Origin of the sequence: Alloalcanivorax dieselolei B5 (genome assembly GCF_000300005.1) — a bacterium.
In the GTDB taxonomy this organism is placed as follows: Bacteria; Pseudomonadota; Gammaproteobacteria; order Pseudomonadales; family Alcanivoracaceae; genus Alloalcanivorax; species Alloalcanivorax dieselolei.
This window is the reverse complement of record NC_018691.1, coordinates 2,459,101-2,474,001: the sequence shown is the minus strand read 5'-3', so window position 1 is coordinate 2,474,001 and position 14,901 is coordinate 2,459,101. Positions and strand designations below refer to the sequence as shown.

14 protein-coding genes are annotated in these 14,901 nt (G+C 61.7%); 9 read left to right on the top strand and 5 right to left on the bottom strand.

What is annotated here, in order from left to right:
• Nucleotides 1-58: 58 nt before the first annotated feature.
• Nucleotides 59-2,437 (top strand): endopeptidase La, encoded by a 2,379-nt coding sequence (gene lon / locus B5T_RS11110; protein ID WP_014994597.1) that lies wholly within the window; start codon nucleotides 59-61, stop codon nucleotides 2,435-2,437.
• Between the two features lie 64 nt (nucleotides 2,438-2,501).
• On the top strand, nucleotides 2,502-3,125 hold the full coding sequence (locus B5T_RS11105) for a pseudouridine synthase (RefSeq protein WP_014994596.1): 624 nt from the start codon (nucleotides 2,502-2,504) through the stop codon (nucleotides 3,123-3,125).
• Between the two features lie 21 nt (nucleotides 3,126-3,146).
• On the opposite strand, the gene B5T_RS11100 is transcribed toward B5T_RS11105, so the two are convergent.
• On the bottom strand, nucleotides 3,147-3,467 hold the full coding sequence (locus B5T_RS11100) for an SET domain-containing protein (RefSeq protein ID WP_014994595.1): 321 nt from the start codon (nucleotides 3,465-3,467) through the stop codon (nucleotides 3,147-3,149).
• Nucleotides 3,468-3,535: 68 nt separating this feature from the next.
• Between B5T_RS11100 and B5T_RS11095 the strand changes: the two genes are divergently transcribed.
• Genes B5T_RS11095 through B5T_RS11085 form a run of 3 tightly spaced genes read left to right on the top strand, consistent with a single transcriptional unit; the run spans nucleotide 3,536 to nucleotide 6,922 of the window.
• Nucleotides 3,536-4,420: a haloalkane dehalogenase gene (locus B5T_RS11095; RefSeq protein WP_014994594.1), complete on the top strand. Its 885-nt coding sequence runs from the start codon at nucleotides 3,536-3,538 to the stop codon at nucleotides 4,418-4,420.
• Nucleotides 4,421-4,457: 37 nt separating this feature from the next.
• Nucleotides 4,458-6,122 (top strand): ABC1 kinase family protein, encoded by a 1,665-nt coding sequence (locus B5T_RS11090; RefSeq protein ID WP_014994593.1) that lies wholly within the window; start codon nucleotides 4,458-4,460, stop codon nucleotides 6,120-6,122.
• A 14-nt stretch (nucleotides 6,123-6,136) separates the two neighbouring features.
• The gene (locus B5T_RS11085) at nucleotides 6,137-6,922 is read left to right on the top strand and encodes a M48 family metallopeptidase (RefSeq protein WP_014994592.1); all 786 of its coding nucleotides are present in this window, start codon (nucleotides 6,137-6,139) and stop codon (nucleotides 6,920-6,922) included.
• A 188-nt stretch (nucleotides 6,923-7,110) separates the two neighbouring features.
• Here B5T_RS11085 and nfuA read toward each other — a convergent pair whose 3' ends face one another.
• Nucleotides 7,111-7,704, bottom strand: coding sequence for a Fe-S biogenesis protein NfuA (gene nfuA, locus B5T_RS11080; RefSeq protein WP_014994591.1), 594 nt, complete (start codon nucleotides 7,702-7,704; stop codon nucleotides 7,111-7,113).
• Nucleotides 7,705-7,815: 111 nt separating this feature from the next.
• On the opposite strand from nfuA, the gene B5T_RS11075 reads away from it, so the two are divergent.
• The 4 genes from B5T_RS11075 to B5T_RS11060 all read left to right on the top strand — a co-directional run bounded on the left by B5T_RS11075 (nucleotide 7,816) and on the right by B5T_RS11060 (nucleotide 11,689).
• A complete protein-coding gene (locus B5T_RS11075; RefSeq protein WP_014994590.1) occupies nucleotides 7,816-9,177 on the top strand; it encodes an MATE family efflux transporter in 1,362 nt (453 codons plus the stop codon).
• A 10-nt stretch (nucleotides 9,178-9,187) separates the two neighbouring features.
• Entirely contained in the window at nucleotides 9,188-9,412 is a 225-nt protein-coding gene (locus tag B5T_RS11070) for a DUF2970 domain-containing protein (RefSeq protein ID WP_014994589.1), read from the top strand.
• 131 nt (nucleotides 9,413-9,543) lie between these two features.
• Entirely contained in the window at nucleotides 9,544-11,193 is a 1,650-nt protein-coding gene (locus tag B5T_RS11065; RefSeq protein WP_014994588.1) for a nitrite/sulfite reductase, read from the top strand.
• Nucleotides 11,186-11,689, top strand: coding sequence for a DUF934 domain-containing protein (locus B5T_RS11060; RefSeq protein WP_014994587.1), 504 nt, complete (start codon nucleotides 11,186-11,188; stop codon nucleotides 11,687-11,689). Before B5T_RS11065 ends, B5T_RS11060 begins: the two co-directional genes overlap by 8 nt.
• Nucleotides 11,690-11,773: 84 nt before the next feature.
• On the opposite strand, the gene B5T_RS11055 is transcribed toward B5T_RS11060, so the two are convergent.
• The 3 genes from B5T_RS11055 to sohB form a co-directional block, all read right to left on the bottom strand.
• Nucleotides 11,774-12,736, bottom strand: coding sequence for a zinc transporter ZntB (locus B5T_RS11055; protein ID WP_014994586.1), 963 nt, complete (start codon nucleotides 12,734-12,736; stop codon nucleotides 11,774-11,776).
• Between the two features lie 39 nt (nucleotides 12,737-12,775).
• On the bottom strand, nucleotides 12,776-13,768 hold the full coding sequence (locus tag B5T_RS11050) for a YhdH/YhfP family quinone oxidoreductase (protein ID WP_014994585.1): 993 nt from the start codon (nucleotides 13,766-13,768) through the stop codon (nucleotides 12,776-12,778).
• A gap of 72 nt (nucleotides 13,769-13,840) precedes the next feature.
• Nucleotides 13,841-14,896, bottom strand: coding sequence for a protease SohB (sohB, locus tag B5T_RS11045; RefSeq protein ID WP_014994584.1), 1,056 nt, complete (start codon nucleotides 14,894-14,896; stop codon nucleotides 13,841-13,843).
• Nucleotides 14,897-14,901 lie beyond the last annotated feature (5 nt).

Sequence of the window (14,901 nt, the reverse complement as noted above, 5' to 3'; positions counted from 1 at the left end):
GTCCCCGTCCTGTCGTAATGTCAACGGCGACGCTTCCCGTTTATGACGAGTGGATATCATGAACCAAGAAGAGCAGGAAACCACCATTGAACAGCCCACCCCTCAGGGCGCCCTGGCCTTGCCGGATCATCATTTGCCACAACGGGTTTACCTTATACCAGTGCGTCACCGCCCCTTCATGCCCGGGCTGGTGCAGCCGATCCTGCTGAGTCAGGAGCTGTGGCAGTCCACCCTGGAGCGGGTCAGCCAGACCCCGCACCACGCCCTGGGCCTGATCTATGTGGGCGATCGTGATCCGGATGACGTCTCGGTGGAGGACTTTCCGGAATACGGCTGTCTGGTGAAAATCCATGCCGTCAATCAGGAAGACGATCATCTGCAGGTGGTGGCCCAGGGGCTGGCGCGTTTCCGCGTCTCTGGCTACACCAACCGCAAACGTCCGTTCATGGCGGAAGTTGAGTACCCCGAGCCCAAGGACGAGCTCACCGACGCCCTGCGTGCCTACGCCATGGCGATCATCAACACCATCCGCGAACTGTTGCCGCTGAACCCGCTCTACAACGAGGGACTCAAGCACTACCTGCAGAACTTCTCGCCCCGGGATCCCTCTCCGCTGACCGACTTTGCCGCCGCGTTGACCAGCGCCAACGGGGATGATCTCCAGGACATTCTGGAAACCGTGCCGTTGAAGCCGCGCATGGAAAAAGTACTGACGCTGGTGCGCAAGGAAGTGGAAGTCGCGCGCTTGCAGAACGAGATCAGCGAGGAGGTCAACGAAAAGATCTCCCGTCATCAGCGTGAATTTTTCCTCAAGGAACAGCTCAAGGTGATTCAGCGCGAGTTGGGCCTGGAAAAGGATGACCGCACCGCCGACGTGGACGAATTCCGTGCCCGCATGGAATCGCTGACCCCGCCGGAGGCCATGGCCAAGCGCTTTGATGAGGAAGTGCGCAAACTGGGCGTACTGGAAAGCGGTTCGCCGGAATACGCGGTGACCCGCAACTATCTTGATTGGCTCACGTCCGTGCCCTGGGGGCGTTTCTCCGAGGACAATCTGGACCTCAAGCACGCGCGCGATACCCTGAGTGCGCACCATAGTGGCCTGGATGACGTCAAGGACCGCATCGTTGAGTTTCTCGCGGTGGGCGCCATGCGCGGCGAAGTCAAAGGCTCGATCCTGCTGCTGGTGGGGCCGCCCGGGGTGGGCAAGACCAGTGTGGGCCGCGCCGTCGCCGAAGCCCTGGATCGCCGTTTTTACCGACTCAGCCTTGGCGGCATGCGCGACGAGGCGGAAATCAAAGGTCACCGGCGCACCTACATCGGCGCCATGCCCGGCAAGCTGATCCAGGCCCTTAAAGAGTCCGGCACCAGCAACCCGGTGATCATGCTCGATGAAATCGACAAGCTTGGCGCTTCATTCCAGGGCGACCCGGCCTCCGCCCTGCTGGAAGTGCTGGATCCGGAACAGAACCAGGACTTTCTCGATCATTATCTGGACGAACGTCTGGATCTCAGTCATTGCCTGTTTATCTGTACCGCCAATACGCTGGATTCGATCCCCGCTCCCCTGCTCGACCGCATGGAAATGATCCGTCTGAGCGGTTACATCACCGAGGAAAAGGTGGAAATCGCCAAGCGGCATCTGTGGCCGCGCTCCCTGGAGCGGGCCGGGGTCAAGCCCGGACAGCTCACCATCAACGCCAGCGCGTTGCGCCAGGTGGCGGAGGGCTATGCGCGCGAGGCCGGGGTGCGCAACCTGGAGAAGCAGCTCAACAAGATTATTCGCAAGGCGGCGGTGCGGCTGCTTTCCGGCGAGAAGAAGATCAGCGTCACCAGCAAGAATCTCGAGGAGTTTCTTGGCCAGCCTTATTTTCAGCCGGAAAAAACCCAGCGTGGCATCGGCGTCGTTACCGGTCTGGCGTGGACCTCCATGGGCGGCGCCACGTTGTCCATCGAAGCCACCCAGGTGCATGTGCAGCAGCGTGGTTTCAAGCAGACCGGGCAACTGGGCGATGTGATGAAGGAATCCGCCGAGATCGCCTACAGCTACGTGGCCAGTCATCTGCCGTTCTACGGCGGTAACGGCGATTGGTTCGATCAGTCCTTCGTCCATTTGCATGTGCCGGAAGGCGCCACTCCCAAGGACGGCCCCAGCGCCGGCATCACCATGGCCACGGCGCTGATCTCTCTGGCCACGGGTAAAAGATTGCCGCGCAAACTGGCCATGACCGGCGAGTTGACGCTGACCGGACAGGTGCTGGCCGTGGGCGGTATTCGCGAGAAGATCACCGCCGCCCGCCGCGTTGGTATTCGTGAAATCATTCTGCCGAAGGCCTGCGAGCGCGATTACAAGGAACTGCCGGAGCACCTGAAAAAGGGGCTGACGGTGCACTTCGCCGAGCGCTATCAGGATGTCCATGACGCCGTCTGGGGATAGTCCGGTGCGATTGCCTCGGGCCAGGCAGCCCGAGCACTATATCGTGCCTCGTTGCCATGAGCAGGTGACCATCCTGCATCGGGATGATCACCTGCTGGTGGTGAACAAACCGGCCTTCCTGCTTAGCGTGCCGGGCCGGGCGCCGGAGAACAAGGACTGTGTGATCCGCCGTCTGGCGCTGGACTTTCCAGAAATACGGCTGGTGCACCGGCTTGATCTGGACACCTCCGGCATCATGGTGTTCGCCCTTACCCGCGAGGCGCAGAGCCAACTGAGCCGGGCCTTCCAGCAACGCCGGGTATTCAAGGAGTATCAGGCCGTGGTGGATGGCCTGGTGGAATACGGGGACGGCATCGTGGACTTGCCTCTGATCGCCGACTGGCCCAATCGGCCGCTACAGAAAGTCTGTTTCGAAACGGGCAAGGCGGCCCTCACCCACTGGAAGGTGCTGGACCGGGACGCCGCCCGAGGCCGTACCCGGCTCCGACTGCGGCCAGTGACCGGGCGCAGCCATCAGCTGCGTATTCACTGCCGGGAACTGGGGCATCCGATTCTCGGCTGTGATCTCTACGCGCCGGAAGCGGTACTGGCCGCCAGTGAGCGATTGCTGCTGCACGCCCACCGGCTGGCTTTCAATCATCCTCACACCGGCCTGTGGAGCGAATTCGTTTCGCCGGTGCCGTTCTGAGGTCATGAACCGGCTATGGGACTACTCCCAGTCCTCACCGTAATCGTGCAACAACTCCTGCCCGGCTTTCACCGCCTTCAGCGTCACCACGGTGAGATCGTCGTAGTAGGCCACATTGGCGGGGCGCCCATGGTTGATGTAACGCAACTCACATAAGACTCGATACCGCTCTTCGCCGTCGTCATCCAGCCACAACACATAGGGGCCGTTGCCGCGGGCGGGCTTGGTTTTCAACACGCCGAGCACGGTGCCGGCGGGAATACGTTGGCGGGCGAACAGCCCCTTGCCATGGATATCACTGGTCTGGACCGAAACCAGCTCGTGACGTACATAGGGTTTCATGGGCACCGTGCTTGCAGTTGTTATCGTCAGCGTGGCATCTTGCCAGAAAAGCTACCTGGACGCATGGCATGGGCTTCGCGGACTGTCCTTTCCGATCCCGCTACGTATCGGTGCACGGGCAACGGCTGCATTATCTGGATGAAGGCTCCGGTCCCACCCTGTTGTTCGTGCATGGCAATCCCACCAGCAGTTATCTGTGGCGGAACGTGATCAAGCGTCTGCGTCACCGTTACCGCTGCGTGGCACTGGACCTACCCGGCTTCGGCCGCAGCGCCAAGCCGGATCTGGATTACCGGCTATGCACCCTGCACCACTTCTTTTCCGGTTTCCTGGAACAGCTGGCACTTGAGCCGGTGACACTGGTCCTGCATGACTGGGGCGGCCCGCTCGGCTTCAGGCTTGCTCAGCAACAGCCGCAACAGGTACGCGCCCTGGTGTTCATGGAGACCTTTCCCTTCACCTTCGACTGGCAGGAATTTCCGCTTATTGCCCGTCCGCTGTATTTCGCCTTTCGCCGGCCGGCCCTGAGCCCCTGGCTGCTGCAGCGGCACAATCTTTTCGTTAATACGGTACTGCCCATGGGCACCTTGCGGCGTTTGCCACGCAGCGTAATGAACGTTTATCGCGCCGCGTTTCCCGATCGTGACAGCCGCCGGGCGATCCGCGCCCTGCCCTCGGAGTTGCCGATTGATGATCGCCAGGGCGAAACCTGGCGGGCGATTGAGGAGATCGAGAAGCGGCTGCCGGAGATGGACCAGCCGATGTTGCTGCTGCACTTTCGCCCCGGCGCGGTGTTACCCGAACAACGCATTCCCTGGTTCAAACAACGGCTGAAATACCTGGACGTGGTGTATGCCGGCCCGGGACTGCACTTTGTACCGGAGGACAACCCGGCGGTGATCGCCGATTCTCTGGATCAGTGGTTCCAGGTACGCTTGGCGAATCCGCGATGAGCGCGGTGAGGGTCTGTTCAGAGGAATTACCCACATCATGAACCTGCTGCACACCGGCCAGGATCTGCGCCGCCTCAATGAACTGGCGGCGATTCTGCTGAAATACGGATTTGCTGACATGCTGCGCCGGCTGGGGTTGGCACCGATGATCGAACACGCCGGACGTTTGTTGCGCAGCGGGCTGGATCCCCGCTTCCTGCACATGGGCAGTGCCGAACGGCTGCGTCATGCGATGGAGGAAATGGGGCCGACCTTCGTCAAGCTCGGCCAGGTGCTGGCGACCCGGGTGGATCTGTTTTCTCCGGAGTGGATCGAGCAGTTTGAAAGACTGCAGGACCGTGCCCGCCCGGTGTCCTTCGCCAGCCTGACAGCGACGGTGGAAGCGGCGCTGGGCCGGCCGCTGGATCAGGTGTTCGCCTCGGTGGATGAGCACCCGTTGGGCGTCGCCTCCATCGGCCAGGTGCACGCGGCGGTGACCCGCTCCGGCGATCGGGTGGTCATCAAAGTGAGAAAGCCCGGCATCGAGGCCAAAATCCAGTCCGATCTGCGACTGCTGGATCAGTTGGCCAAACTGGCCTCCGACAACTCCCAGGAACTGCGCCGCTACCGCCCGGTGGAACTGGTGCGCGAATTCCACCGCTCACTGACCCGGGAACTGGACTTCACCATCGAGGCGCGCAATGCCGAGCGCATTCGCCAGAGTGTCAAAAGCCTGCGCTGGGTGATGATCCCGAAAGTCCATACCCGTCTCAGTTCCGCCACTCTACAGGTACAACAACGTCTCAATGGCACACCGGCGCGGGATCTGGCCCGTCTCGACGCCCTCGGCGTGGACCGCCCGCTGGTGGCGAGACGCGGCGCCATGGTGGCCTGGAAGATGGCCCTGGAGGATGGCTTTTTCCATGCCGATCCCCATCCGGGTAATGTGCTGATTCTGAGCAACAACCGCATCGGCCTGCTGGACTTCGGCATGGTCGGCAAGCTCACCGATGGCCGGCGTGAGCAGATCGTGCAGTTGGTGCGCGCCATCATAACCCGGGAGTCGGAGCACGCCGCGGCGGTTTTGACGGGCTGGTCCGACGGCCAGCCGCTCAACTTCGATCAGTTGGTGGCGGATGTGGAGGACGTGGTGTCCCGGTACTACGGCCTGCCGCTTGCGGAGCTGGATCTGCCTGCCCTGCTCGGCGACATCACTGCCTTGATTCGCAATCACGGTCTGATCCTGCCCAGCGATATCGCGTTGTTGATCAAGGCCTTGATTACCCTGGAAGGCTTTGGTCGATTGCTGAATCCGCGTTTCGATCTGATTCGCGAGGCGGAGCCTCTGATGCACCGGCTGCTGCGGCAGCGCTATGGTCCCAAGCGGCTGGTGCGCAGTCTGGGGCTGCGGGCATTGGATGTGGTCGATCGGCTCTACGCCCCGCCACCGCCGTCGCCACTGGCCAGCGGCCGGGCCGACGGTGGCGTCGATCCGCGCCATCTGGAACGTTTGGTGAGCCGTCTGGAGCGCGGTCAGTACCGGCAGATACAAACCCTTTTGGTGTGCGCATCGATGATTACCGGCGCTTTGATGCTCGCCGGGCGGGTGCCGCCGACAATTTGGGATCTGTCCGTGCCCGGAGTGCTGGTATTATTGGCGTGTGGATTGTGGTCCACGTGGTTGCTATGGATAGCCCGCCGCCATTTGCGTGAGTGGGAATAAGGAGGAAGACATTGATGAAAAGAATCGCCCTGCCCGTACTGGCCGCCCTGGCGCTGACGGCTTGTGCCACCTCACCGCTGGGTCGCAGCCAGTTCCTGCTGATGCCCGCGGACCAGATGGATCAGATGGGCGTGGCTGCCTACGATCAGATGAAAACGGAACAGAAGATCAGCACCAACAGTAAGCAAAAACGGTATGTGCAATGCGTGGCCGACGCGGTTACCGCCGAGTCCGGTAGTGGTGAGCAGTGGGAAGTGACGTTGTTCGACGATCCCGCCGCCAACGCTTTTGCTCTGCCCGGCGGCAAAATCGGGGTCTATACCGGCTTGCTGAAAGTGGCCAAGACGCAGGATCAACTGGCCGCGGTACTGGGCCATGAAGTGGGCCATGTGCTGGCCCAGCACTCCAATGAGCGCATGTCGATCCAATACGCCACGGAGACCGGCACGCAATTACTGGCGGCCCTGGCCGGGGACAGCGGCGGTGCTGCCCAGCAGGGCCTGATGGCGGCCCTGGGGCTGGGCACTCAGGTGGGCGTGACGCTGCCCTTCAGCCGCAAGCATGAATCCGAGGCCGACATCATCGGCTTGCAAATGATGGCCAGGGCCGGATTCGACCCGCGGCAAAGTGTGGAGCTGTGGAAAAACATGGCGGCGGCCAGCAATGGCAGCCCGCCGGAACTGCTCTCCACTCACCCCTCCAGCGGCACCCGTATCGAGGATCTGGAGGCCAGCATGCCCGAAGCCCTGCCGTTGTATCAGCAGGCCCGCGCGGCGGGCAAACGACCCAATTGCGGATAGCCGGGGGCAAATCGGTCGCGGTCCAAGGCCGCTTCCAGGTCTTTGTAGGGGCTTGCCCTGCAAGCGAATTGTTCTGCGGTCAGGACATTCGCTTGCAGGGCAAGCTCCTACAGAGGCCTTATAGTTCGGTCTGTGGGAAGCTGCTTTAGCAGCGAATGACGTGCCAGCACCGGGTAATCGGTCGGAAGTCAGCTGTAGTAGGCGTTGTCGGTGACGCTGTGGTCGGTCTTGTCCCGCACGCCGGTCAGTTCCGGCAGGCGCTCCTTGAGGGTGCGCTCCACGCCGTCACGCAGGGTGACATCCACCACGGAACAGCCCTGGCAGCCGCCGCCGAATTCCAGCACCGCGACGTTGTCCTCGGTCAGTTCCAGCAACTGCACGCTGCCACCGTGGGCCGCCAGGTTCGGGTTGATCTCGGCGTACAGCACGTAGTTGATGCGCTCTTCCAGACTGGCATCCGGGCTGATGTCGGGGACCCGGGACTTGGGCGCGCGGAAGGTCAACTGGCCACCCATGCTGTCCTTCTTGTAATCGATCACCGCGTCCTCGAGGTAGTGCACGCTCTTGCCCTCGATCCAGGCGTGAAAGCCTTCGTAGTCGTAGCGCACGTCCCCGTCTTCCTGCTCATCCGGCGGGCAATACGCCATGCAACACTCGGCATGGGGGGTGCCGGGGCGTTCGACGAAGATACGCACGCCCATGCCCTCCTGGTCCTGCTTGGAGAGCAGGTCGCGGAGGTAATCCTGGGCGCTGTCGGTGATGCGGATCAGTTCTTCGCTCATTCCGGTTTCCGTTGGGGTATTTCCTGACTATTTTAGTCAGGTACTGCTCAGTTGCAATGGCCATCCCCCTTTTCCGAAGGCTGATCCTGGGGCCGGGATACGCTTTCTGGTATGGTTGCCGCTTTCGTCAATAAGCCAGAAATCACCGTGCCTCCACTGCATCGAAGCCGTCGCGTCCTCGCCCTGGGCCTGCCCATCATGGCGGCCATGATAAGCCAGAGCCTGCTGAATCTGGTCGACGCCGCTCTGGTCGGGCGGCTCGGCGGCGATGCCCTGGCCGGTGTCGGCCTCGGTGGCTATGCCTCCTTCCTGTCAATCAGCGTGGTCATCGGCCTCGGTGCCGGGGTTCAGGCTATGGTGGCGCGGCGTAAAGGAGAAGGTGACGAGCGTCAATATGCCCTGCCCCTGAATGCCGGATTGCTGGTGGGGCTGGTGCTGTCGTTGCCACTGACCGCCCTCTTTCTGGTGATCAGCGCGCCGATGATGCATTTTCTTGCCCCCAATGCGCCGGTGGCCGGACTGGCGGAAGGCTACTTTGACATGCGCCTGCTGGGCATCTGGGCGGTGGCGATGAATTTTTGCTATCGCGGCTATTGGAATGGTATCAGCCGCCCCGCAGTGTACATGCGCACCCTGATCACCACCCATGTGGCCAATGTGGTACTCAGCTACGGGCTGATCTTCGGCCGTCTCGGCCTGCCGGAAATGGGCGCCGCCGGCGCCGGCCTGGGCACCACCCTGTCCCTGTATCTCGGCAGCCTGCTTTACTTGCTGCAAACCTGGAAGCTGGGGCGCGAGCACGGCTTCATGGCCGCCTGGCCCTCCGCCACCACCCTGCGCAGCATCGCCAGGGTCAGTATTCCCAACTCGGTGCAGCAGTTCTTCTTCTCCGCCGGCCTCACCGTGCTGTTCTGGATCATCGGCATGGTCGGCGCCGACGAAGTGGCGGTGGCCCACGTACTGATCACCTTGATTCTGCTGCTGATTCTGCCGGCCATCGGGCTCGGACTGGCCGCCGCGTCGCTGGTGGGGCAGGCGCTGGGACGCCGGGATGCCGCCGACGCTTACCGCTGGGGTTGGGACGTCACCTGGCTGGCGGTGCTGATGCTGTTCGTCACCGCGCTGCCGATGTGGCTGGTGCCGGAGTGGATTCTGGGTTTGTTCCTGCACCAGCCAGATCTGGTGGCACTCGGACGGGTGCCGCTGATGATCACCGGGCTGGCGATTTGCCTGGACGGCGCGGCCATCATTTTCACCCAGGCTTTGCTGGGGGCCGGCGCATCCCGGTCGGTAATGATGGTCACGCTTGTTGTACAATGGTGCCTGTTCCTGCCGTTGGCCTATATCATTGGCCCCTGGCTGGGATTCGGCTTGCTTGGCATCTGGCTGGCCCAGGCTCTGCAACGGCTGGTGACCTCCTCCCTGCTGGGAGGGCTGTGGGTGCGCCGAAGTTGGGCTCACATTCAATTATGACGAGGTCTTCATGAGTGATCAGAACAATTCCGGCTCGGACCGCCCCAACTTCCTGCAAGTGTTGAAAAGCATCCTTGCCGGACTGTTTGGCGTGCAGAGCCACGCCAACCGCGAACGGGATTTTAACAAGGGCAATCCCGGCGATTATATCGGCGTTTATGTGATCCTGGTGCTGGGCCTGGTGATCGGTGTTTTTGTGGTAGTGAAAATGGTTCTCAGTGCCGCGGGATCATAGCGGAACACACTAGGGATATAGCGATATATTTCTTTTAAGTATAAAAACCCTTTGCTAAAGTTCGCGCCACTCGGAGTTGCAAGCCGCCAAACGGTTTGCAAATCAACGAATTAACACGGCGCGACACAGCAATGTACGTATATCAGGACTATGACCAACGTCTTCTGGAAGAGCGGGTGGCGCAGTACCGCGACCAGACCCGGCGTTACCTGGCGGGCCAACTGAGCGAGGACGAATTCCTCGTCCTGCGGCTGCAGAACGGGCTCTACATCCAGCGCTATGCGCCGATGATGCGTATCTCCGTACCTTACGGCATGCTCAATAGCACTCAGGTACGCAAGCTGGCGTCCATTACCCGCGATTACGACAAGGGCTTCTGCCACGTCAGTACCCGTCAGAATATTCAGTTGAACTGGCCGGAACTGGCCGACACTCCCGACATTCTCGCCGAACTGGCCAGTGTGCAGATGCACGCCATTCAAACCAGCGGCAACTGCATTCGCAACATCACCACCGACGAATACGCCGGCGTTAATCCGCGTGAAATCGAGGACCCGCGCCCCTGGTGTGAAGTGATCCGCCAGTGGGCCACCTTCAACCCGGAATTCGCCTATCTGCCGCGCAAATTCAAGATCGCCGTGAACGCGGTGCCGGACGCGGATCCGGCCTTGATCGGCGTGCACGATATCGGCGTGCAGATCGTTCACGACCACAACGGCGAAACCGGCTTCCAGGTTTGGGCCGGCGGTGGTCTCGGCCGTACCCCGATGACCGGCGAAGTCATCGGCGAGTTTGTCGCCTGGCCGGATCTGCTTGCCTATCTGGAAGCGATTCTGCGGGTGTACAACAAGTACGGTAATCGTGACAACAAGTACAAAGCCCGTATCAAGATTCTGGTGAAAGCCCTGGGCGCGGATAAATTCCGTGAGCTGGCGGAAGCGGAATTCGCCGAGCTGAAAGGCGGTGCGATGACACTGACCCGGGAAGAAGTGGCTCGCATCAAGGCCTGCTTCGTGGATCCGGATTACCGCACCGATGTGGATACCACCGCACTGCACAATGCGCTGGATCAGCACCGCGCTTTCAACCGCTGGTACCACACCAATACCCGTGCCCATAAAAAGGACGGCTACCGGTCGGTGACTCTGACGTTGAAGAAGACCGGCCGCATCCCCGGTGACATTACCGACGAGCAGCTGGAAGATGTGGCCGATCTGGCGGACCGTTACGCGTTCTCCGAAGTACGCACCACGCACCAGCAAAACATGGTGTTGGCCGATGTCGCCGAGGACGAGCTGTATGATCTCTGGCAGCAGTTGGACGCGCTTGGCTTCGCCACGCCGAACCTGGGTTTGATCACGGACATCGTGGCCTGCCCCGGCGGCGACCTCTGTGCCCTGGCCAATGCCAAGTCGGTACCGATCGCCGAGGGCATCCAGCGCCAGTTCGACGACCTGGACTTCGTTCACGATCTGGGCCCCCTGGACGTGAATATCTCCGGCTGTATGAACGCCTGCGGTCATCACCATATCGGCCACATCGGTATTCTCGGCGTGGACAAGAAAGGCAAGGAGTTCTACCAGATCACCCTGGGTGGTCGCGGTGACCGCCAATCCCGCATTGGCGAAAAAATGGGGCCGTCCTTCGAGTCCCACGAAGTCACCGGCGTGATCGGCAAGATCATTAGCGTGTACCTGGACAATCGTCTGGAAAACGAGCCTTTCATCAGCACGTACGAGCGCATCGGCATGGACCCGTTCAAGGAGGTGGTATATGGCTAAGGTGATCGTCAACGGCGAAATCGTCGAGAACACCTGGCAACGGCTGACCTCCGAGGAACTCGATCAGCAAGACGTTCCGGCGGAAGGAGCGGTGATCGTGCCGCTGGCCTACTGGCTGGCTCATCGTGATGCCCTGCTGGAGCGCGCCGCGCCGGTGGGGGTGTGTCTGGAACCCGGCGAGGAACCGACGGACCTGGCCGCGGATCTGGCCGCCCTGCCCCTGGTGGCGGTGAACTTCCCGGCTTTCAAGGATGGCCGCGGCTATTCCTACGCCCGTGAGTTGCGCACCCGCTATGGCTTTGAAGGTGAGGTCCGGGCGGTGGGCGATGTGCTGCAGGATCAGCTGTTCTACATGCACCGCGTCGGCTTCAATGCCTTCGAGGTCCGTGCCGACCGCGATATCGAGGAAGCCCTGAACGGGCTGCGTCCGTTCTCGGTGACCTACCAGGGCGATGTTCATGACGAGCGCCCGATCTATCGCCGTCAATCAGCCTGATCTCTGTGCTGTAAGAGCTTGCCCCGTGCGATTTCTGATATTCGCTTGCAGGGCAAGCTCCTACAGTAGCCGTCTTATCCCGATTCACACCCAGCGTCGCCGGATCATCCACAACAGAATGCCGGTGCCGGTGATAACGAGCATGCCGGTAAACCACCAAAAGCCTTTGGGATCTTCCAGCCAGGGCAGCCCGCCCACATTGATACCGAACAGACCGGTCAAAAAACCCAGCGGCAGAAAGGTGGCGCTGATGATGGCCAGCAGGTACATGCGGTCGTTGATGGTCTCGTTCTGGGCGGAAAAGACCTCTTCCTGCAGCAGGGTGGCGTGCTCGCGGGCCGCGTCGAGATCTTCCAGCAGGCGTTGCAGGCGATCGGTGGCTTCACGAATAATTTCCGCGTCCCCGCTGCGAATGCGGCTGTCGCCATGGAGCCTGGTCAGCGCATCCCGTTGCGGGGCCATGTAGCGCCGCAGGGTGATCGCCCGGCGGCGCAAGGCGCCGATACGGCGGGTCTGATCGCGGTTGCCTGATTCGCCTTCCAGTCGTTCGGAAAAGTCCGCCACCTGATCCTCGATGTGCTCGATCACCTCTTCCATGCGCCAGACAAGCCCGTCCACCAGGCCGGCCAGCAGTTCCGACGGGGTCGCCGGCCCTTCTCCGGCATGCAGGGCGTCCACCAGCTCGGTAAGCGACTTCAGGGTGCGCTTCTGCGTGCTGATCACCAGGCCATCCCGGACCCACAGCCGCACCGCGATCATATCCTCGGGCCGGGCATCCGGGGACAGATTGACGCCCCTGAGGTAGACCAGCAGTCCTCCGCCCACGTCGCTGACTCGCGGGCGGGTCTCCGGGGTCAACAGCGCCTCGCTGACCACCATCGGGATGTCCGCCCGCGCTTCCAGCCAGTCCCGGCTTTCCGGGCAGGTGTAATCCAGATGAATCCAGCGGGTGGTGTGGTCGCCGGCGGACAGCTGCGGCTCGAAGGGCGCCGCGCCGCCCTTGCCGTCCAGCCGCAGTGCGAATTTCAGCCATCCCGTGCCAGTCATGGCGCCTCCCTTATCAGCGATCTTCCGGAGAGCCGGCGATCAGCCGCCCACCTTGACCACCACACGGCCGCGCACGCCGCCGGCGAGGATCCGTTCGAACCATTCCGGCAGTTGTTCCCGGGTGATTTCCGCCGCTTCCAGCGCGGCCAGATCCGGAGTCCAGTCCGAGGCCAGCAGTTGCCAGATCTGCTGTTTCACTTCACGTGGCAGTTCCACGCTGTCCACGCCGAGCAGATTGACGCCACGCAGGATGAACGGAAGCACCGTGGCATTATTGAGTTGCGGAGAGCCCACCAGACCGCAGCAGGCGGCACTGGCGCCGTATTGCAGGGTTTTCAGCGCGTTCACCAGCATGTCGCCGCCGACACAGTCCACCACCCCGGCCCAGCGCGGCTTCAACATCGGCTTATTGGCATCCGCCAGGGCGTCCTCGCGGGAAATAATGTCCGCCGCTCCCAGATTTTTCAGCCAGTCATGGGCATCGCTTTTACCGGTTACGGCCACCACCCGGAATCCCAACCGGGACAGGATCGAGACCGCCACGCAGCCGACACCGCCGGTGGCGCCGGTAACCAGAACATCGCCCTGGTCCTCTTGCAGGCCGGTATCCAACAACGCCTCCACGCACAGGGCGGCGGTGAGCCCGGCGGTGCCCAGCACCATGGCGGAGCGCGGGTCCATGCCGTCCGGCAAAGGCACCAGCCAGTCCGCCGGCACGCGAATGTAGTCGCCATAGCCGCCGGCGGTGTTCATGCCCAGGTCATAGCCGGTGCAGATTACCGCGTCACCGGGGCTGAAAGGGCCCTGCTCCGCTTCTTCCACCACACCAACGGCATCGATGCCCGGCGTGTGCGGATACTGTCGGGTGACGCCCTTGTTACCGCTGGCGCTGAGCGCATCCTTGTAGTTCAGAGAGGACCAGGCCACCTTCACCAGGACCTCGCCTTCCGGCAGGTCACTCAGCTCGCGCTCCCCTACCCGGCTTTGGTAACCGTTGTCGGTGTTTTCGGTGATCAGGGCCTTGAATGTCATGGCGAGCTCCGTTTGCTGTTGTCCGTTGGGTATTGCCATTTTTTATTGGAATGAGCTTTATTGGAATGAGCGCTATTGGAATGGCCGCTGCGAACCGCGCTGCCAGAAGCGGTCCGCCACACGCTGGACGGCGGCGGTCAGGGACAGGCTCAGCCGGTCGGCGAGCTTGCGCTTCTCTTCCCAGGTGATCTGGTAGATATCCACCTGGCCCTTGCGCCCCTGCAAGTATTCATCACTGGTCATGATGTCGTCCACCAGCCCCAGTTCCTTGGCCCGGCTGCCGAACCAGTGTTCACCGGTGGCCACGGCATCGATATCCAGGCCGCGGCGATGCTCGCGGACAAAACTCTTGAACAGCTGGTGGGTTTCCTCCAGCTCCTCCTGGAACTTGGCGCGGGCCTTGTCGGTGTTTTCACCAAGCATGGTCAGGGTGCGTTTGTATTCGCCGGCGGTCATCAATTCCACATCCACATCGTGTTTTTTCAGCAGACGATGAACATTGGGAATTTGCGCCACCACCCCAATGGAACCGATCACCGCGAAAGGGGCGCTGAGAATGCGGTCGCCAATACAGGCCATCATATAGCCGCCGCTGGCGGCCACCTGATCCACCGCCACGGTGAGTTTCAAACCGCGCCCGCGCAGGCGTTTCAGTTGCGAGGCGGCCAACCCGTAGCTGTGCACCAGCCCGCCCGGGCTTTCCAGCCGCAGCAGGACTTCGTCATCCGCCTCCGCCACCTCCAGGATGGCGCTGATTTCACGGCGCAGGGTTTCCACATCGCTGGCTTGAAGGTCGCCATCGAAATCCAGCACGAACAGGCGCGGTGGTGATTTGTCCTCGCCGCCCGCTTTTTTGCGCTGTTTGGCCCGCGCCTTTTCTTCCTTGCGCTTCTTCTTGGCCTCGGCCTTGCGGCGCTGCTCCGGCCATACTTCATCAATAATGCTCTCGCGCAGATCGTCGAATTCCTCATTGAGGTATTTGACGCGCAGTTCGCCATCATGGCCGCTGCGCTGGCGATTACGTGCCGCCGCCGTGGCGATCCCGCCAATCACAAACAAAATCGCCACCACGAGGGTGGCGACTTTGGCGAGAAACATGCCGTACTCTGAAATTAAATCGATGATCACCGTGT